At 23.6% G+C, this 18,905-nt stretch carries 16 protein-coding genes and 1 other RNA gene; 10 read left to right on the forward strand and 7 right to left on the reverse strand.

Annotation, left to right across the window (positions count from 1 at the left end; translation table 11 throughout):
- The first annotated feature begins 496 nt into the window (after nucleotides 1–496).
- Nucleotides 497–751 (forward strand): BolA family protein, encoded by a 255-nt coding sequence (locus AUT07_RS02175; RefSeq protein ID WP_066283591.1) that lies wholly within the window; start codon nucleotides 497–499, stop codon nucleotides 749–751.
- A gap of 52 nt (nucleotides 752–803) precedes the next feature.
- On the forward strand, nucleotides 804–2,069 hold the full coding sequence (gene murA, locus AUT07_RS02180; protein WP_066283596.1) for a UDP-N-acetylglucosamine 1-carboxyvinyltransferase: 1,266 nt from the start codon (nucleotides 804–806) through the stop codon (nucleotides 2,067–2,069).
- 282 nt (nucleotides 2,070–2,351) lie between these two features.
- Here murA and AUT07_RS02185 read toward each other — a convergent pair whose 3' ends face one another.
- On the reverse strand, nucleotides 2,352–3,779 hold the full coding sequence (locus AUT07_RS02185) for a Do family serine endopeptidase (protein WP_066283599.1): 1,428 nt from the start codon (nucleotides 3,777–3,779) through the stop codon (nucleotides 2,352–2,354).
- Between the two features lie 1,154 nt (nucleotides 3,780–4,933).
- Here AUT07_RS02185 and rplM point away from each other — a divergent pair.
- The 3 genes from rplM to sspA all read left to right on the forward strand — a co-directional run bounded on the left by rplM (nucleotide 4,934) and on the right by sspA (nucleotide 6,662).
- Entirely contained in the window at nucleotides 4,934–5,362 is a 429-nt protein-coding gene (rplM, locus tag AUT07_RS02195; protein ID WP_066283606.1) for a 50S ribosomal protein L13, read from the forward strand.
- Between the two features lie 19 nt (nucleotides 5,363–5,381).
- Nucleotides 5,382–5,774 carry a 30S ribosomal protein S9 gene (rpsI, locus tag AUT07_RS02200; RefSeq protein WP_066283608.1) on the forward strand — a complete coding sequence of 131 codons (393 nt, stop codon included), beginning with the start codon at nucleotides 5,382–5,384 and terminating at the stop codon, nucleotides 5,772–5,774.
- A gap of 255 nt (nucleotides 5,775–6,029) precedes the next feature.
- On the forward strand, nucleotides 6,030–6,662 hold the full coding sequence (gene sspA, locus AUT07_RS02205; protein ID WP_066283610.1) for a stringent starvation protein SspA: 633 nt from the start codon (nucleotides 6,030–6,032) through the stop codon (nucleotides 6,660–6,662).
- A gap of 364 nt (nucleotides 6,663–7,026) precedes the next feature.
- On the opposite strand, the gene dolP is transcribed toward sspA, so the two are convergent.
- Nucleotides 7,027–7,602, reverse strand: a complete 576-nt coding sequence (gene dolP, locus AUT07_RS02210; RefSeq protein WP_066283611.1) for a division/outer membrane stress-associated lipid-binding lipoprotein — start codon at nucleotides 7,600–7,602, stop codon at nucleotides 7,027–7,029.
- A 514-nt stretch (nucleotides 7,603–8,116) separates the two neighbouring features.
- Here dolP and rsmI point away from each other — a divergent pair.
- Nucleotides 8,117–8,944 carry a 16S rRNA (cytidine(1402)-2'-O)-methyltransferase gene (rsmI, locus tag AUT07_RS02215; RefSeq protein WP_066283614.1) on the forward strand — a complete coding sequence of 276 codons (828 nt, stop codon included), beginning with the start codon at nucleotides 8,117–8,119 and terminating at the stop codon, nucleotides 8,942–8,944.
- An 85-nt stretch (nucleotides 8,945–9,029) separates the two neighbouring features.
- An RNA gene (gene rnpB, locus AUT07_RS02220) (RNase P RNA component class A) lies at nucleotides 9,030–9,404 on the forward strand.
- A 302-nt stretch (nucleotides 9,405–9,706) separates the two neighbouring features.
- On the opposite strand, the gene AUT07_RS02225 is transcribed toward rnpB, so the two are convergent.
- On the reverse strand, nucleotides 9,707–10,372 hold the full coding sequence (locus tag AUT07_RS02225) for a DedA family protein (RefSeq protein WP_066283616.1): 666 nt from the start codon (nucleotides 10,370–10,372) through the stop codon (nucleotides 9,707–9,709).
- 464 nt (nucleotides 10,373–10,836) lie between these two features.
- On the opposite strand from AUT07_RS02225, the gene AUT07_RS02230 reads away from it, so the two are divergent.
- A complete protein-coding gene (locus AUT07_RS02230) occupies nucleotides 10,837–11,790 on the forward strand; it encodes a TerC/Alx family metal homeostasis membrane protein (protein WP_066283618.1) in 954 nt (317 codons plus the stop codon).
- A 407-nt stretch (nucleotides 11,791–12,197) separates the two neighbouring features.
- Here the strand turns inward: AUT07_RS02230 and ribB are convergent, their stop codons facing one another.
- Nucleotides 12,198–12,857 (reverse strand): 3,4-dihydroxy-2-butanone-4-phosphate synthase, encoded by a 660-nt coding sequence (ribB, locus tag AUT07_RS02235; protein WP_066283620.1) that lies wholly within the window; start codon nucleotides 12,855–12,857, stop codon nucleotides 12,198–12,200.
- A gap of 434 nt (nucleotides 12,858–13,291) precedes the next feature.
- On the opposite strand from ribB, the gene AUT07_RS02240 reads away from it, so the two are divergent.
- A complete protein-coding gene (locus AUT07_RS02240) occupies nucleotides 13,292–13,552 on the forward strand; it encodes an accessory factor UbiK family protein (protein ID WP_066283623.1) in 261 nt (86 codons plus the stop codon).
- Nucleotides 13,553–13,554: 2 nt separating this feature from the next.
- Here the strand turns inward: AUT07_RS02240 and hldE are convergent, their stop codons facing one another.
- The gene (gene hldE, locus AUT07_RS02245; RefSeq protein ID WP_066283626.1) at nucleotides 13,555–14,982 is read right to left on the reverse strand and encodes a bifunctional D-glycero-beta-D-manno-heptose-7-phosphate kinase/D-glycero-beta-D-manno-heptose 1-phosphate adenylyltransferase HldE; all 1,428 of its coding nucleotides are present in this window, start codon (nucleotides 14,980–14,982) and stop codon (nucleotides 13,555–13,557) included.
- A gap of 440 nt (nucleotides 14,983–15,422) precedes the next feature.
- On the opposite strand from hldE, the gene AUT07_RS02250 reads away from it, so the two are divergent.
- A complete protein-coding gene (locus AUT07_RS02250; protein WP_066283634.1) occupies nucleotides 15,423–16,661 on the forward strand; it encodes a multifunctional CCA addition/repair protein in 1,239 nt (412 codons plus the stop codon).
- Nucleotides 16,662–16,680: 19 nt separating this feature from the next.
- Here the strand turns inward: AUT07_RS02250 and AUT07_RS02255 are convergent, their stop codons facing one another.
- Complete coding sequence (locus tag AUT07_RS02255; protein ID WP_066283635.1) at nucleotides 16,681–17,031, reverse strand: FolB domain-containing protein; 351 nt, start codon at nucleotides 17,029–17,031, stop codon at nucleotides 16,681–16,683.
- 577 nt (nucleotides 17,032–17,608) lie between these two features.
- Nucleotides 17,609–18,634, reverse strand: coding sequence for a tRNA (adenosine(37)-N6)-threonylcarbamoyltransferase complex transferase subunit TsaD (tsaD, locus tag AUT07_RS02260; protein WP_066283638.1), 1,026 nt, complete (start codon nucleotides 18,632–18,634; stop codon nucleotides 17,609–17,611).
- Between the last annotated feature and the right edge of the window lie 271 nt (nucleotides 18,635–18,905).

Here is an 18,905-nt window from a genome sequence, read left to right on the forward strand (position 1 = left end):
TTTAATTTTAATTAAGAAATAAAAATTAATATTCATAAAATAATATTAATAATATATTTATATTTTTAAATAAAATTTTTGCTAAATATTTAGTATATTTAAAAAGCATTTTCAAATATAAACGAATTTAACATATTATATAGTAAAAATTACAAGTATTATTTAAAATAACATATTAGTAATAATGTTATCATAAAGATATTAAATAATAGAATCTTTTGATTTTATAATAGTATTTTACAATTTTATTAATTTATAAAATAAATTTTTATAATTAAAAAATTATTTACTTCTTTAGTACTTCAATATTTATTGAATCAATTTTAACTTAGTAATAGTTATACATCAAATTCATATTATATTTTTAAAAATTAGCAAGTTATAGTAAAAATTATATAGAATAATTCATTCTATATTGTAAAGTATTATTTTTAATTTATATCATTAGATAGGTTTTAGTTAATTAATTTATATATATTATATATAGAGTAATATTATGGATAAAAATGAAATAAAACAAATTTTAATAAAACAATTAAAATTAAATAAAGTATTTGTTAATGGTAATGGTAATAATTTTCAAATAATTGCTATTGATGATATGTTTATAGGTAAAAGTAGAATTGAAAAACAACAAATCATTTATAGACCATTAATGGAATATATTATAGATAATCGAATCCATGCGTTATCAATAAAAACATATACATCATTAGAATGGATAAAAGATCATAAATTAAATGTTTTGTAAAAATATAACTTATTCATGAGTAATATAACTTTTAATCATAGAGAATTAATTAATGGATAAGTTTCTATTAAAAGGACCTACTCGTTTAATTGGAGAGGTTGCTATTTCTGGTGCAAAAAATTCTGCGTTACCTATACTATTTGCATCTATTTTAGCAGAAAATTTGGTTGAATTACAGAATATTCCAAATCTAAAAGATGTCGATACAACAATTGAATTGCTCAATAAACTAGGAACTAAAATTAAACGTAATAGTACAATTTATATTGATTCAAGTAGTATTAATAAATTTTGTGCTCCTTATAGATTAGTTAAAAAAATGAGAGCATCTATTTGGGCCTTGGCACCATTAGTGGCTCGTTTTGGTCAAGGTCAAGTATCATTACCTGGTGGATGTGCTATTGGTTCTCGTCCAATAGATTTACATATTTTAGGATTAAAAAAATTAGGTGCTAAAATAATTTTAGATAATGGTTATGCTAAAGCATATATTGATGGACGTTTACAAGGAGCTAATATTATCTTAGATAAGATTAGTGTTGGTGCTACAGTATCTATAATGATAGCAGCAACTTTAGCAAAAGGTAAAACAATTATTAAAAATGCGGCTTGTGAGCCTGAAATTGAGGATACTGCTAATTTTTTAAAATTATTAGGAGCAAAAATTACTGGTGCTGGTACAGATATAATTATAATTGAAGGTGTAGCTCATTTAGGCGGTGGTATTTATCGTATTTTGCCAGATAGAATTGAAACAGGAACTTTTCTTGTTGCAGCTACTATTTCTGGAGGAAAGATAATTTGTCGTAATACTAAACCTGATATCTTGGATGTAGTTTTATCTAAATTACGTGAAGCTGGTGCAGATATCAAAATTGGTAAAGATTGGATTCAACTAGATATGCATGGTAAGCGACCGAAGGCAGTAACTATTAGAACCGAGCCTCATCCTGGATTTCCAACAGATATGCAAGCGTTATTTAGTTTGCTTAATTTAGTTGCTGAAGGTGTCAGTACGATAACTGAAACTATTTTTGAAAATAGATTTATGCATATTCCAGAATTAATTCGTATGGGAGCTCAAGCAGAAATAAAAGAAAACAGTATTATTTGTTATGGAGTAAAACAACTAATAGGTGCTCAAGTTATAGCCACTGATTTACGTGCATCTGCAAGTTTAGTGCTTGCTGGTTGTATTGCTAAAGGAAAAACAATTATTGAACAAATTTATCATATTGATAGAGGATATGAAAAAATAGAAGAAAAGCTGCGTAATTTAGGAGCTAATATAGAACGAATTATCACATGTAAAAAATAATCTATTTGTTTTATAAAAATAAAATTTATAATAATAATCAATTTAATTTATATTAATAAATTATAAAATAGTGAATTTAAATGCACTAAGCAATTTTAATATTGTGTGTAATGAAATAATAACTAATTTTAAAAATTATTAATTTGATTATATAAAGTTAGCAGTTTTAACTAAAATATTTCTATTAAAGAATAAGAAAGAAATTTATTTTTTTAACTTATAGTTAATAAGTAACTTAAAACGTAAATAAAATAATAGCAGTAACTATTTTTTATTATTAAATTAATTAAATATATTATTACCACGCAGTAATAAATAAATATTTTGATCTCCTCGCAATATATTTAATGCTAAAGCAGTAGGTTTAGTTTTAATAATTTTGCGCAACTGATTTATATTCTCTATACGTTGTTCATTTGCACTGATGATAAGATCACCTTTTATTAAACCAAAAGTTGCTGCAGGTGAATTGGATAAAACGCTTTCTACTTTTACACCTTTAGTACCATTAATAATACTATTACTTAAAGTAGCACCCATTAGTGAAGCAGTTAAAATTTCAGCTTTTGTACTATTAGATTCACTATCTTCTAATATAACTTTTACTGTTATTTGTCTGCCTTTACGAAGTAAACCTATGTCAATTGGTTTACCAATTTCACTAGTACCAATTTTTGCTCTTAACTCTGCAAAACTATTAATATACTTATTATTAATTGAAATTAAAACATCTCCAGGTTGGATACCTGCTTTAGCAGCTGCAGAATTTGGAATTACTTCACTAACAAATGCTCCTTTTTGTGCATCAATATTTAATGCTTTAGCTACATCAGAAGTCATTTCAGTTCCTTTTATTCCCAATAATCCACGTTTTACTATACCATATTTAATAATTTGATCACTAAGCGATTTTGCCATATTTGCTGGAATTGCAAATCCAATTCCAATATTACCACCTCCAGGAGCTAAAATAGCAGTGTTAATGCCTATAAGTTCTCCATTTAGATTAACTAATGCACCACCTGAATTACCTCTATTAATAGAAGCATCTGTTTGAATAAAATTTTCTAAACCTTCTATATTTAAACCACTACGCCCTAATGCAGAAATAATCCCAGATGTCGCCGTTTGCCCTAATCCAAAAGGGTTACCAACTGCAATTGCAAAATCACCTACTCGTAGTTTATCTGAATCTGCTATTGTTATAGTTTTTAGATTTAATTTTTTTAGGTTTGCTGTACTAGAATCTTTTATTTGTAAAAGTGCTATATCTGTTTGAGGATCCTTGCCTATTAATTTAACATCAATTTCTCTACCATCATTAAGTTGAATATGTATTTTATCTGCATTATCAATTACATGATTATTAGTTATAATATAACCTTTTTCAGCATTAATAATAACTCCAGAACCTAATCCTTCAAAAGGGCGAATACTTTGTTGTTGTGAAGGAAAATTTGGGCCAAAAAAGAATTTAAATTCTTCTGGTAACTGTTGATTTTGAATACGTGTTCCAGATACACGAATACTAACTACAGCAGGAAGTACTTTTTCTAACATAGGAGCTAAGCTATATAATTCTTGATTTTGATTATTAGAAAAATTTGTTGATGGGATTGATGCAGAATAACTTATTGTAAGTATATTTATGAAAAAAAGAATAATACTTATAGTTAACATAGTTAAAAATTGTTTTTTTATTTTTATCATGAATTCAATTCTCTTATATACCTTATACAGAGTTTAAAGTGATTTAATTTTTTAGATATAAAGTATATTAGCAGTTTTTTAGAAAATTAAAATGATTATGAATAACTTATTTAAGTAATAATAGTAAATATCTTATTATATAAGATAACAATATTTATTATTCTTTTATAATTATTTATATTTAATAATAGTATATAGTTGTATTATTAATTGATTTTGATTTAAAAAATTTTAGTAACCACGTTTTCATTAAATTTAAAATGTATTTTTATTATAATATTCAGAATGAAAACAATTTTTTAAATTAGTTATTAATATTAACAATATTATGTATTTAGAAACTAATACAGTATTACATTATATGTATTACTAATAATTTTTAAAATATCCAAAATTATAATTAGATAATTAATTATTTTTAATAAAAGATATTGTATATTAATAGTTAAAGTTAAGTGTTGATAACAATAAAAATAGATTTTATAACTATTGAAATTAATTCAGTATTTTTTTATTTTAAATATATTAATTTAATATGCTAACTTAGATTTTTAAAAAATTGAGATTTTATTTTTTTAAATTAATATATGACTTAATGTTAGTTTTATATTAAAGATATTTTTACTTGATAATTATGAATCAAGTTTAACGATAAATTTATATTATAAAAAAAATATATATTTATTATTCATAATATAAATGCTGATATTATAATATATGATTGCATTATATCAATATCAGCTTTATAATTAAAATTATTAATTATAAAAAATAATAAATCATTATAAATGATATCTTTATAATTACATAACAACAACTTAAGTATAATAAAATATATTTTAATATAAAAGCTTAAATTGATATTTTTAAAATATATTATTATTGTTATTAATACCATTTCATTATATTTAAGTGTAATGTATTATAGTTGAATGGTATGATAATTAATTATCAAGTTGTAAGTTGTAATTATAATTTAATATAATAAAATTTATAATTTAATATAATAAAATTTTTTATTAAGTATTTTTGTATTAAACACTGTTATTTTTGTTGATTTATAATAACAGAAATTAATATAATATTTAATTATAAATATAAAATTATTTTAATATAAATTATTTTTCTAAAATTTTAAAATATGGATAAGATGAATGAAAACTTTTACAGTTAAATCAGAAATCGTAAACCGTAACTGGTTCGTTGTTGATGCATATGGAAAAACTTTAGGAAGACTAGCAACTCAGATTGCTCGTATTTTACAGGGTAAACATAAAGTGGAATATACTCCACATGTGGATATTGGTGATTATATAATTGTTATTAATATAAATAATATTTTTCTTTCTGGTAATAAACGTAAGAGTAAAATATACTACCGTTATACTGGTTATACAGGTGGTATAAAACAGATAAGTTTTGAAAAAATGATTACAGATAATCCTGAACGTGTAATTGAAATTGCTGTAAAGGGTATGTTACCTAAAGGATCTCTTGGTCGTGCTATGTATCGCAAAATGAAAGTTTATCAGGGTAGTGATCATAATCACGCGGCACAGCAACCGCAATTTCTTGACATTTAATATGTATGGATATAGTATAATGGCTGAAAATCAATACTACGGTACCGGTCGCCGTAAAAGTTCTTCTGCACGTGTATTCATGAAAGCAGGTAAGGGTAATATTACCATTAATAAACTTAGTTTAGAGGAGTATTTTTGTCGAAAAACAGCTCGTATGGTTGTTCTTCAACCATTAGAATTAGTAAATTTATTGCAAAAAATGGATTTATACATAACTGTTAAAGGTGGAGGGATTTCTGGTCAGGCAGGAGCTATCCGACATGGTATTACTCGTGCTTTGATTGAATATGATAACACTTTGCGTTCTTTATTACGTACAGCTGGATTTGTTACCCGTGATAGCCGTTCTGTTGAACGTAAAAAAGTAGGTAGACGTAAAGCTCGTCGACGTCCACAATATTCTAAACGTTAATTAATTATTAGCAATAATACGCTAAATAACTATTTTTTAGTTTTAATATATTATAGTTATTAAATAACTTTTTAAATTTATTATTAGCGTCAAAATTTTTTAGTAAAAATATATATTTTATTTAATATTAATTTATACATTTTAATTTAAACTAAGTTACTTTGGTTTACATAAACTTTAAAACATACAAAATTGCCAAAATTGGTTATATGATGTTGATATTTTTATTTTTGTAAAAAATTTTGGAGGTTTTTCATGACTGTCGCTGCTAATAAACGTTCAGTAATGACACTGTTTTCTGGCCAAACTGATATCTTTAGCCATCAAGTTAGAATTGTATTGGCAGAAAAGGGAGTGAGTGTCGAAATTGAGAATGTAGAAGCAAGTCATTTACCTAAAGATTTGATTGATCTAAATCCCTATAAAACCATACCTACATTAGTTGATAGAGAATTAACATTATACGATTCACGTGTTGTTATGGAATATCTTGAGGAACGGTTTCCTCATCCATCGTTAATGCCAGTTTATCCTGTAGCTCGTGGTAGCAATCGTTTGATGATACATAGAATAGAAAAAGATTGGTATTCTTTGACATATAAGATTAAAAATAAAGATCCTCAAGCTAACGATGCTCGTAAGAAGTTAAAAGATGAATTGATATCAATATCAGCAATTTTTAAAGAAATGCCATTTTTTATGAGTGAAGAATTTAGTTTAGTTGATTGTTATTTAGCACCACTTTTATGGCGTTTGCCGTATTGGCATGTACACATACCAAAAGTAAAAGAAACTGAGGGTATTTATTCTTATATGGAACGTGTATTTGAAAGAAATTCTTTTCTTGCATCGTTAACTGATGCAGAGCGCGATATGCGCATAGGTTAAATATAAATTAGCAAATAAAGGGTTACAATAATTTTACTATATAATTATAGAAGTAATCATAAAACTTCAATAAAATTTGTAAACAATATTACAGAGAAATATTGAATTTCACTGTAATTTTACTTAAAAGAATTTTTATTACATCTATCTAATATAAAGACAGATATAAAATTGCATGCATACATAATTACATGTATACATATTGAGTATGTATAAGAGAAAAAATTTGCTAGATAAATTTTAAATTTAAATATTCTTTTATTATGAAATATATTTTATTTTAATTTATTTTTTATAGTTAGTTTAACTAGCAGTATTATTAAATAAATAATAAATTGTATAAACATTAACATTAAGCTATATCTTAATTAAGATAGCTAAATGCTGTAACAACTCGTTTAACGCCATAGATTTTACTAGCAATTTTTGCTGCTATTTTTCCTTCTTGTTTAGGTAAAATACCTAGTAAGAAAACTTCCCCATCTTCTGTAAGAACTTTAATAGAAGATGATTGAATAGAATCATTAATAAAAATAAGCATTTTTACTTTGGTTGTTATCCATGTATCTTTAATAGCAGTATAAAGATTAATAGGCATTTTTTGATGTATTTCATTATAAACGTTTTTAACTCCTATTATTTTTGTAGCTATTTTTTTTGCTCTTTCAGCTAAAGTAAAATCATCTGTTTGTCCTATAAGTAATATATTGCCTGAATAAGCAGTAACAATAATACGCGCATGATGTCTAATGTACTGATCTTTATTAATAACAGAATTTACTTGCGCTTCTAATGTTATATCATTAGCTTGTTGATTTATACTTCTTGGATCAGTAGCACTTTTTGTAATAAGTGCTACTGATCCAATTATAAAAGCACCAAAGCATCCTTGTAATAAAAAAATACTATATATCATGGTAATAATAGGAAAAATTTTCATTATTACTCCTTAATTATATTTTTTATAAAATAATTTTGATTATAAATTATAAGTTTTATGTAATTATCATAAAAAAACAAGTAATTTTACTATATTAATTGATTTTTAATTTTATTATTAATATACAATTACATTGTATATTAAATTGATAATATAAGGGTTATAAAATTTCTTAATTAAAATAAATATTAATAATTAGAAATTTTATTTAAATGTTATTAATAAGATATTAAATATACTTAAGATTATTTATAATGGATTTTTATATAAATATTTTCTTTAAATTTTCAAATTTTAATTAATTATAATTTTTTAGTTTATCTTTGATTGATATCAATAAAATATGGATTTCATAAATTTAAGCTATTTTTTTATAAAAAATTAATTATTTTTAAAAATGCAAAAAAAATTACATTTTTCTGTTATTGAAATAATATTGTTATTTTAAGTTGATAAAATATAATATTTTAAAAATTAATAAGTTATTTAAAATAAATATTTAAGGTAAGAATTAATGTTATATGTTGTACCAACACCTATTGGCAATTTAGATGATATAACCTTACGTGCATTAAAAGTGTTAAATGAAGTCGATCTTATTGCTGCAGAAGATACAAGACATACTAGTTTATTATTACGGCATTTTGATATCAACACTGGTATGATATCTTTACATATTCATAATGAACATCAAAAAACATATCAAATAATTTCTCAAATAAAAGATGGAAAGAATATAGCATTAGTTTCTAACTCAGGAACACCTTTGATTAATGATCCAGGTTATTTTTTAGTAAAATATTGTAGGTTAGCTGGCATACGTGTCGTGCCTTTACCTGGTCCTTGTGCTGCAATCACAGCTCTTTCTTCATCAGGTTTAGCTGTAAATCGTTTTTGTTTTGAAGGATTTTTACCAGCAAAAAAGAAAAATAGACAGAGTCTACTACGTAAATTAATTGAGGAACCTAGAACACTTATTTTTTTTGAATCACCACATCGTTTATTAGATACATTATTAGATATGGTATTTATTTTAGGTGTAGATCGTTATGTAGTATTAGCTAGAGAATTAACAAAAATATGGGAATCTATTCATGGATTACCTGTTGGAGAATTACTTGAATGGATAAAGTTTAATAAAAATCGTTATCGTGGTGAAATAGTTTTAGTTGTTGAAGGATATAAAATATCAAAAAAAAATCATAAAGCTATTTCTAATGATGTAAAAAAAACATTAGCATTATTACAACAATCATTATCTTTTAAGCAGTCTATAGTTATTACAGCAAAAATTTATGGAATAAAAAAAAATTATTTATATAAATATGCACTTGAACAATAAATTATAATTTTTAAAAAATATTTAATTTTACATATCTTTAGATTTTAGAAATTTATATTAATTTAATTAAATTAATATATTTATTAGAGTTAGCTAGACAACCGCTGCTTTACTATTATTAATAACAATTATACTTAGTAATAAAGGAGAGGAAAGTCCGGGCTCCATAGGGTAAGGTGCCAGATAACATCTGGGAGGTGTAAGCCTACGTTAATGCAACAGAAAATAAACCGCTAATATTATAAAAGTATATGTAAGGGTGAAAAGGTGCGGTAAGAGCGCACCGCACAACTGGTAACAGTTTGTGGCAAGGTAAATGCCACCTGGAGCAAGGCCAAATAGGAGTTCATATAATGTGGCCCGCATAGAACTCGGGTAGGCTGCTTGAGTCAATACGTAATTATTGATCTAGATGAATGGTTGTCCACGACAGAACCCGGCTTATAGGCTAACTCTAAAAGTTAAAAACTTTAATTAGTTAATATTCAGAGAATATATATGTAATTAATGAATATTTGTAAATAAAATTATTTACTTATTAATTATAAGTTGTAAATTTTTTATAATAAATAATTTTTATAAAAAAACAGAATTTATTCATTAATATTAGATAAATATTTAAGTATATATTTATATTAATTAATTTTATGGTTGTTATTTGTTATAAAATTTATATTTATATACTTTATAATTTTAGAAAATTATCATACTTATTCTTAATAAGGATGACAAAAATATGAGTGAGATTTATATTTTATATTTTTATGTATCATGATTTTTTAATCTTTTTTTTATTATTACTATCAATGTACCTATAAAACCAATAAAAAATAAAATAATTGGTAGCAGTACTAAGATGTTCATTATTTTTTTTTCATAATATTGAAAGAATAAACTATTACCAAATAGATAACCAAGAGTTGTTAAAATAAATACCCAAAGTAATCCACTAATCCAATTAAAAAACTGAAAATATTTATTAGGAAATCCTGATAAACCAGCAATGATAGGTAATATTGACCTGATAAAAGCAAGAAACCGTCCAATAATTAGTGCTGCTAAACCATAATTATGGAACAATCTATATGCTTGTTGTTGATAATGTTTTGGTAAATTAGATAACCAATATTTTACAAATTTATTATCTCCTAACCATTTTCCTTGTAGGTATGCTATCCAATAGCCTAAACTAGAACTTATAGTTAAAATAATTATTGTTAATGGATAATTCATGACACCTTTGGATATTAAAACACCAACTAAAATAAGTAAACTATCGCCAGGTAAAAAAGCTGCTGGTAATATTCCGTTTTCTAAAATTAATATTATAAACAATATTATATAAATACTTAATGCTAATGAAGGATTCATTAGTATGTTATGATCTTGATTCCAAAGTGCAAAAAATAGTTCTTTAGTTGATTTCATAAATTATTCCTTAGATACTATTATCTTGTATTGATCAATTCATAATTAATTATTATCACCTGTTAAATTAATTTATTTTTAAGTATATTAAATATTAAATTTATTTGTAAATAATAGATTTTAATACTTTAATGGTTTTATGAAATTAAAAATCATTAAATCTTAAATAGTAAAATTATTAATTAAATAAATTTTGTTATTTGATATTTTTAATTAAAATTAAAAAATAATTAACAATGAGTTAGCTATATTTTTATTATATTATTATGTCGATCAGTAATCTTACTATATAAAATAATTATTTTATATTTTAAAAATATGTTTTTGATTTTATAAATATATTTTTGTTATTTAGTAGATAAATTTTATTAATATTAATTATTTTTAGTTGAAATATATAAAACTAAAATTAGTAATAATTATTAAGTTTTTTTAAAAAAACATTTTTTATGTTAGGAGTTTAAATGAATTCAGTTGGTACTCCAATACTATGGTTTAATTTTGCTATAATGATTACTGGTTCATTACTTATTGATATATTTTTACAGAATTATCTTAAAAAAAAGAAAATAATCGTACAACAAGATATTATATGCATTTTTGTTGGTATTATTTTAACTCTGTTATTTTCCTTATGGTTGCATTTTTATCTCAAAGAGACAATAAGCTTAACTTTTGCTAATCAGCAAGTGATGAATTTTCTTACTGGATATGTATTGGAAAAAGCATTAGTTGTTGATAATGTATTTGTTTGGCTGATGTTATTTAATTATTTTTCAATTTCAATAAAAATGCAACATAAAATACTTATTTATGGGATCTTTGGTGTTGTAGTATTACGTATTATTATAATTTTTACCGGTAGTTGGTTATTTCTGTATTGTCATTGGATTTTTTATTTATTTGGTATTTTTTTGTGTTTTAGCGGCATTAAATTATTTCTTTTGAAAGAATATAATCAATCTTTTGATAAAATACCTATAATAAGATGGCTTAGTGCTCATTTGCCGATGACAACTATTTTACATGGTGATAGTTTTTTTGTTCGTCAACAAGGCACTATATTTGTTACTCCATTAATAATGGTACTAATTTTAGTAGGGATTAGTGACATTATTTTTGCGTTAGATAGCATTCCAGCAATTTTTTCAATAACAACTGATACTTTTATTGTATTGACTTCAAATTTATTTGCACTTTTAGGTTTACGTGCAACGTATTTTGTTTTATCTAATATTTCTAAGAAATTTTTCTTTACAATAAAATATGGATTATCTGTTATTTTAATTTTTATTGGTATAAAAATGTTATTAATAGATATACTTTATATTACTACTACTACTTCATTGATAATTATCATGGTTGTTTTATTATTAACTATGTATGTTAATTATTTTCTTTGTAGATATAAAAAATAGTATAATTATAAATTATTGTTATTTTTATAAAAAATATTTATTAATTTTATATACCTTAATTAAACTTTTCTTAGTTTTATTTTCCTATTTAAAGTGTTACAAAATAATAATTTTAAATTAAATAATATAGTTAGCATAAATTTATTTTTTATAATTTAACTCATTTTAATAAAACAATTAATTAATATATAGTTATATTATACATAATTATATATTGATATATTATGAATATTTCTGACTAATAAAATTAACTATAAAAACAGCAGTTAATAATAATTAGTTAGTTCATATTATTCATTCAATAAAATTATTTATATTTAGAAAAATTAATATAAACATTTTATTAAATAATTTTTTTTAGTAAGATACTACTATTTTTTATTAGATTAAATGTATGTAAAATTTTTTTAAATATTTAATCTATTTTTAGATAAATTTTTTTTGTATTTAACTAGATCATTGATAGTTATCACTGGTATATTATATTTTTTAGCAAAAATAAGAACTTCTGGAAGTCTAGCCATACTACCATTATCATTTGTTAATTCACATAAAACCCCAGCCGGCTTAAATCCAGCCAAAGTAACTAAATCAATAGTAGCCTCAGTATGCCCCCGACGTATCAATACACCTCCTTCTTGTGCTCTTAAAGGAAAGACATGGCCAGGGCGATTAAGATCAGTAGGTTTTACATCATCTGCAATTGCTGTACGTATAGTTACTATACGATCACTAGCCGATACACCTGTTGTGACTCCTCTTGATGCTTCTATAGTGATAGTAAATTGAGTTTTAAATTGACTAGTATTTTCTTCAACCATCATTGGTAATTCTAATTTTTTACGATGCTCTTCTGTTATAGAAAGACAGACAATACCACTACCATATCTTATCGTTAATGCCATTTGTTCAACTGTCATAGTTTCAGCTGCAAAAATAATATCACCCTCATTTTCACGTTCTTTATCGTCAAGTATGATAACACCTTTTTTCTGATACAATGCTTCTATAGCTCGTTCTATACGTACAATAGAATTGCCGTATATTGAAAGTAATAATTGATTCATTTTAAACACCTCATCATAAAAAAATAATATACTGAAATATTTTATTTAAATAAAATTTAATAAATAATTTATAATTAAATATATTATTATTTTTATTAATATTTTTTATAAGATTATTCTATAAATTATAGTTTTTATTGTTTTATCCATTATGTAATAAATTTTATATAAATTGTTATAATAATTTATATAATTATTTATTTTATTTTGTTTGTGATATGTTATTCAACTATTAATAATTAAATAATATTTGCAATAAAAATTTATAATAGTTTATGATGGCTAATATTATAATTACAAGATTGGTAATCTTATGATTGATCATTTATTATTTTAATATTTTTGATTAGTTTTAATTATTTATAAATAAAATTAATTATTTTTAATATTTATAATACAAAAATATTTTTGTTTTAATTAGATAGAGAATAATAATGGATGATAATAAAAATATTAAACAAATTTTTTGTAATATCAAAAATATTGTTTCAAAAATTATATTTACTATTAGTGATAATTTTAATCAAAAATTATTTGAAATATTGCAATATCAATTAGAAAAATTAGATTTAATTTCACGTAAAGAATTTGATATTCAAATGAAAATCTTATTTAAAAATCATAAAAAAATAATTCAAATGGAAACAAGAATAGAGGAATTAAAAAAAATATTGTTATCTAATAACAAAAAATAAAATTAATTATTTTTAATAATAGTATCAATAATCTTTGTTGTAGATATTTTTTGATCAGAATTAAATATTCTAACATCTCCACCTGCAGCTAAAACTTCTTTGCTACCAATAATATCTTCTGGTTTGTAATCGCCACCTTTCACTAATACATCTGGTAATATTTCACTTATTATACGTTGAGGATTGTCCTCTTCAAAAGATACCACCCAATCTACTGAACTTAGAGATCCTAACACAATCATACGCTGTATTAATGGATTAATTGGACGGTTATTTCCTTTTAGCCTTTTTATTGATGCATCACTATTTATAGCAACAATTAATCGATCTCCTAATTTATGTGCCTTAGCTAAATATATCACATGTCCTGCATGTAATATATCAAAACAACCATTAGTCATAACAATTTTTTCACCACGAGAACGTGCATTTTTAACTGCATATTTTAATTGCTTTTCATCCATTAAACCAAAATTATTATTATTTTGATCATCAATAGCATTTTTAAGTTCAATCTTTGATATTGTTGAAGTACCTAATTTTCCAACCACAATTCCAGCAGCAGTATTAGCTAATAAAGAAGCTTGATGAATATCTAATCCAGAAGCTAATGATGCAGCTAAAACGCCAATCACAGTATCACCTGCCCCAGTGACATCATATACTTCTTTTGCTTGTGTCGGTAAATGTAATGGAGATTTTTCATATTGCAATAATGTCATACCTAGTTCTGATCTAGTAATTAATAACCCTTTAAGTTTCAATAAATTAATTAATTTCATTCCTTTTTTTTCAATATCAATATTATTAATACATTTGCCTACAATAGATTCAAATTCAAATATATTAGGTGTTAATAAAGTAGCCTTACGATAATAATTAAAATTATTACCTTTTGGATCAACGAGTATTGGTATTTTTGCTTGATTTCCTAATTCAATGATTTTTGAAATTTGTGTTAATGCCCCCTTGCCATAATCAGATAATACAAGCGCTCCAAAAAGTGGTAATATTGATTTAATGTGTTCTAATATTGGATTTGTATCGATGCTACTAAAATCTTCTTCAAAATCAATCCTGATCATTTGTTGATTATGTGATAGAATTCTTAGTTTAGTAATAGTAGGATGAGTTGATAAATTGATAAAATCGCAAACTACATTAGCTTTATTAAGTTTTTCTGTTAATATTACAGATTCATTGTCAATACCAGTTAGTCCTATGAGATGTACTTTAGTTCCTAAACTGGCAATATTCATTGCGACATTAGCTGCACCTCCAGGACTATCTTCTTTCATTTTTATTTTTACTATTGGAACAGGAGCTTCTGGTGAAATTCTATTAGTTAATCCATACCAATAACGATCTAACATAACATCACCGATTACTAGAATATTAGATTTTTTAAAATTAGGTAGTTTAATTTTCATTTTTATTCCTATTAAAAATATATTATTACGTTGATTTTTAGTAAAAATAAATAAAAGATTAATTATAGTTTTATAATTATTATTTTTTATAGTGAAAAGTTTTTATAAAAAATTTAATATTTGATAATAATTAATAATATTTATTATATTAATGTGTTACAGTTAATAAAAATAATTTTTATATTAACTATTTTATCTAGAAATATAAAATAAAGTTATAATTACTTTTAAATTTTTTCTTATTATATTATCGATATATAGTATAATAAAATAAAAAAAATAAAGTTCTTTATTTAGATGCTTAGAAATGATGTAAAATTTTACAAATATTATTTTATTTTTAATATTTATAATAATTATTAATAAATAAAGCACATTGTTTTATTTGTATAAATGTAATCAAATTATTATTTGAAATATAATCATTTAAAGATAAGAGTATGCAAATTTATCTTGTTGGTGGTGCAGTGAGAGATCAATTATTAGGATTGCCTATTTCTGATCGTGATTGGGTAGTTGTTGGAGCCACTAAGAATGATTTGATAAAATTAGGTTTTCAACAGATAGGTAAAGATTTTCCAGTTTTTCTCCATTCTCAAACACGTGAAGAATATGCTTTAGCTCGTACAGAAAGGAAGAGTGGTATAGGCCATATCGGTTTTTCTTTTTGTACTAACCAATATGTTACAATAGAAGAAGATCTTTTGCGTAGAGATCTTACTATTAACGCTATTGCTCAATCTAAGGATGGCAGATTAATTGATCCATTTAATGGTAAAGATGACATAAAAAATCGTATATTACGTCATGTTTCATACGCTTTTATAGAAGATCCATTACGAATATTCCGTGTTGCAAGATTCGCAGCTCGGTTAGCTCCCCAAAATTTTACTATTGCTAATGAAACAAAATTATTGATGAAAAAAATTATTTTAAATTATGAAATTAATGAAATTAGTGCAGAAAGAATATGGGAAGAAACTGAAAAAGCATTACAATCATCTTCTCCTGAAATTTATTTTCAAGTTTTGTATGATTGTGGTGCCTTAAATATTATTTTTCCTGAAATTAATAAATTATTTGGCATATCAAAAGTAACAGGATTTATATCCAAAATAGATGTTGGTTTGCATACACTTTTTGCTTTAAAAATAGCAGCTTCATTAACTAATGATATTGAAATACGTTTTGCAGTTCTCTGTCATGATTTTGGTGAAATATTTACTAAAGAAGAAAATTATTCTGATAATCATAATTTCTTTGTTCATGTCTATACTTTAATTGATGTTATGTGTACTAGATTACGTATTCCTAATAGAATAAAAGAATTAGCTAAGTTAGCTGCTAGATTTCATCCATTAATACATAATATTAATAAATTAAAACCAGATATTGTAGTAAAATTATTTGATCAATTAGATTGTTGGCGAAAACCAGAGAGAATTTATCAATTAGCTATAGTTTGTGAAGCAGATTTCCGTGGATGGCTAGGAAGAGAGCATTTTTTTTATTCTCAAGGTCAATTTATGATTGAAGCATTTAAAATATTAAAACAAATATCAAGCAAACATTTTATAAAACATGGTATGCAAGGTATTGAAATTAGAGATAAACTGATTAAAATACGTATCCAAGTATATACTGAATGGCGAAAACAACAAAATATCTTACCGATTTAAATGTATTTTTATTCTTAAATTATTTTGTTCTTTTAATAATAACGCTAACTTGTTTAGCTCTAGCTATTGCGCTTGGTTTACAGACTTTAACTTTTACCCAAGAACAATCAAATTTATTCAAAATAATTTCAGATATCTTTTGAGCTACATGTTCTATTAACATAAATTTTTGAGATTCTATATGTTTAATTATTAATTTACTAATTTGAGCATAATCTAAATAATACCCATTAGAGTAATTTTTAACTGTAATTTTTTTGTTATTTCCAATTTTAATATCAATTAATAATTTTTGTTGGATAATTTGTTCCCAATCATATATACCAATAGTTGTAAATACTGTTAATTGTTCAATAAATATAATGTCCATTTATTTTTTACTATTTTATTAAAATTTATAATAAAACAATCTATTAAATACAAAAATACATTAATAGAGATTATTATACTGATATATTTATTCACAATAATTGTGAATTAAAAAATAAAATTAATATGAATTTAAATTTATTAAAAATACTTTTAATTATTTATGATTAAAGTATATAGATTAATAATATTTAAAATGATAATTTTATATAAAGCATTTACTATTTTTTGTGAAAACTTGTCATTTAGAATAAATTTTTAGTAAAACGATTAATTTTTATAGTTAAATTTTATTATTTAATGATTTATTACGCTATATAAATAGATCATTAGTATTAATATAAATATATATTATTATTAATAATATATATTTATTATTTTAAATAAATAAAAATTTATTCATATTATTATATATTTAAAAAATTAGTTGTTAACTATTTTAAAAATATTAATAATTAACATCTTGAATATAATAAAATCTTGTTAGATAAATAAAAATATAAAAATATTTAGTAGATTTAATAGATAATATAATTGTTTATTAATTTGTTAATTTTTGTAGGTTAAATATAATTTAATTATGATGTAATTATTAATGGAGGTAAGTCTTCTAATGACCAATATTTTTTGATAGTAATCTCTATATTATGTTTGGTACCATATTTAAAACGAAGCATACCCACTAATGCTATCATTGCCCCATTATCGGTACAAAATTCTAATTTAGGATAAAATAATGTTCCTCCAAAATTTGTTATTGATTTTAACATTTTCATTCTTAATGTATTATTTGCACTAACCCCACCAGCTATAATTAAATTTTTAGCACTAGTTTGTTTTAAAGCTCGTATGCATTTAATAATTAATGTGTCTACTAACGCATCTTCAAATGCCCTAGCAATATCTGCTAATGTTTGTTTATCTTTATTATTATTACGTATAGTATTGGCTACAAAAGTTTTTAACCCAGAAAAACTAAAATCTAATCCAGGACGATCTGTCATAGGACGTGGAAATATAAAACGTTTGGCACGTCCATGTTTTGCCATTAATGATAATGCAGATCCTCCAGGATAATCTAAACCTAATAAATTAGCTATTTTATCGAATGCCTCCCCAGCAGCATCATCTAGTGATTCTCCTAATAATTTGTATTGACCAATTGACATCACATGAATTAATTGAGTATGCCCACCTGATACTAATAATGCTATACAAGGAACTTTAATGTTATTTTTTTCTAATATTGGGGACAGTAAATGGCCTTCCATATGATTTATAGGAATAGCTGGTATATTCCAGGAAAATGCCAATGAGCTTCCAATTGTAGCTCCTACCAACAAAGATCCAGTTAACCCTGGTCCAGCAGTATAAGCAATAGCATCAATATCTTTGCTAGTTGAATTAGATTGTTTTAAAGCCTTTTTAATTAAAGGTATAGTTTTGCGAATATGATCTCGAGAAGCTAATTCAGGCACTACTCCACCATAGCTAGAATGTAATTTTGCTTGACTGTATAGCTGATTAGCTAATAAGCCTTTTTGATCATCATAAATTGCTACACCAGTCTCATCACAAGATGTTTCTATACCTAAAATACGCATTTATTTCCCATCATATTTATTAAATTAACAAACTTATTTTATAATAAACTAGTTTTATCACTATTATATGACTTACCAGTCTAAGAATTTTTAATAAATAAACACTGAATTGTATACTTTTTATTGTAATTAAGATAAAAGTAATTCTTCTAATTTGATAATATATTAAGTAATAATACAAATTATTTTAATTTATTTTATTTTATACTAATAAGTTATTTAATGTGTATTTTTTTATTATGATCTATAATATATATTTATTTAAATAAAA

The organism is Candidatus Arsenophonus lipoptenae, from assembly GCF_001534665.1.
Lineage (GTDB): Bacteria > Pseudomonadota > Gammaproteobacteria > Enterobacterales > Enterobacteriaceae > Arsenophonus > Arsenophonus lipoptenae.

Excerpts from the sequence above, each read along its gene's own strand:
- AUT07_RS02175 (WP_066283591.1), top strand. The coding sequence starts at position 497 with ATGGATAAAAATGAAATAAAACAAATTTTAATAAAACAATTAAAATTA.
- murA (WP_066283596.1), top strand. The coding sequence starts at position 804 with ATGGATAAGTTTCTATTAAAAGGACCTACTCGTTTAATTGGAGAGGTT.
- AUT07_RS02185 (WP_066283599.1), bottom strand. The coding sequence starts at position 3,779 with ATGATAAAAATAAAAAAACAATTTTTAACTATGTTAACTATAAGTATT.
- rplM (WP_066283606.1), top strand. The coding sequence starts at position 4,934 with ATGAAAACTTTTACAGTTAAATCAGAAATCGTAAACCGTAACTGGTTC.
- rpsI (WP_066283608.1), top strand. The coding sequence starts at position 5,382 with ATGGCTGAAAATCAATACTACGGTACCGGTCGCCGTAAAAGTTCTTCT.
- sspA (WP_066283610.1), top strand. The coding sequence starts at position 6,030 with ATGACTGTCGCTGCTAATAAACGTTCAGTAATGACACTGTTTTCTGGC.
- dolP (WP_066283611.1), bottom strand. The coding sequence starts at position 7,602 with ATGAAAATTTTTCCTATTATTACCATGATATATAGTATTTTTTTATTA.
- rsmI (WP_066283614.1), top strand. The coding sequence starts at position 8,117 with ATGTTATATGTTGTACCAACACCTATTGGCAATTTAGATGATATAACC.
- AUT07_RS02225 (WP_066283616.1), bottom strand. The coding sequence starts at position 10,372 with ATGAAATCAACTAAAGAACTATTTTTTGCACTTTGGAATCAAGATCAT.
- AUT07_RS02230 (WP_066283618.1), top strand. The coding sequence starts at position 10,837 with ATGAATTCAGTTGGTACTCCAATACTATGGTTTAATTTTGCTATAATG.
- ribB (WP_066283620.1), bottom strand. The coding sequence starts at position 12,857 with ATGAATCAATTATTACTTTCAATATACGGCAATTCTATTGTACGTATA.
- AUT07_RS02240 (WP_066283623.1), top strand. The coding sequence starts at position 13,292 with ATGGATGATAATAAAAATATTAAACAAATTTTTTGTAATATCAAAAAT.
- hldE (WP_066283626.1), bottom strand. The coding sequence starts at position 14,982 with ATGAAAATTAAACTACCTAATTTTAAAAAATCTAATATTCTAGTAATC.
- AUT07_RS02250 (WP_066283634.1), top strand. The coding sequence starts at position 15,423 with ATGCAAATTTATCTTGTTGGTGGTGCAGTGAGAGATCAATTATTAGGA.
- AUT07_RS02255 (WP_066283635.1), bottom strand. The coding sequence starts at position 17,031 with ATGGACATTATATTTATTGAACAATTAACAGTATTTACAACTATTGGT.
- tsaD (WP_066283638.1), bottom strand. The coding sequence starts at position 18,634 with ATGCGTATTTTAGGTATAGAAACATCTTGTGATGAGACTGGTGTAGCA.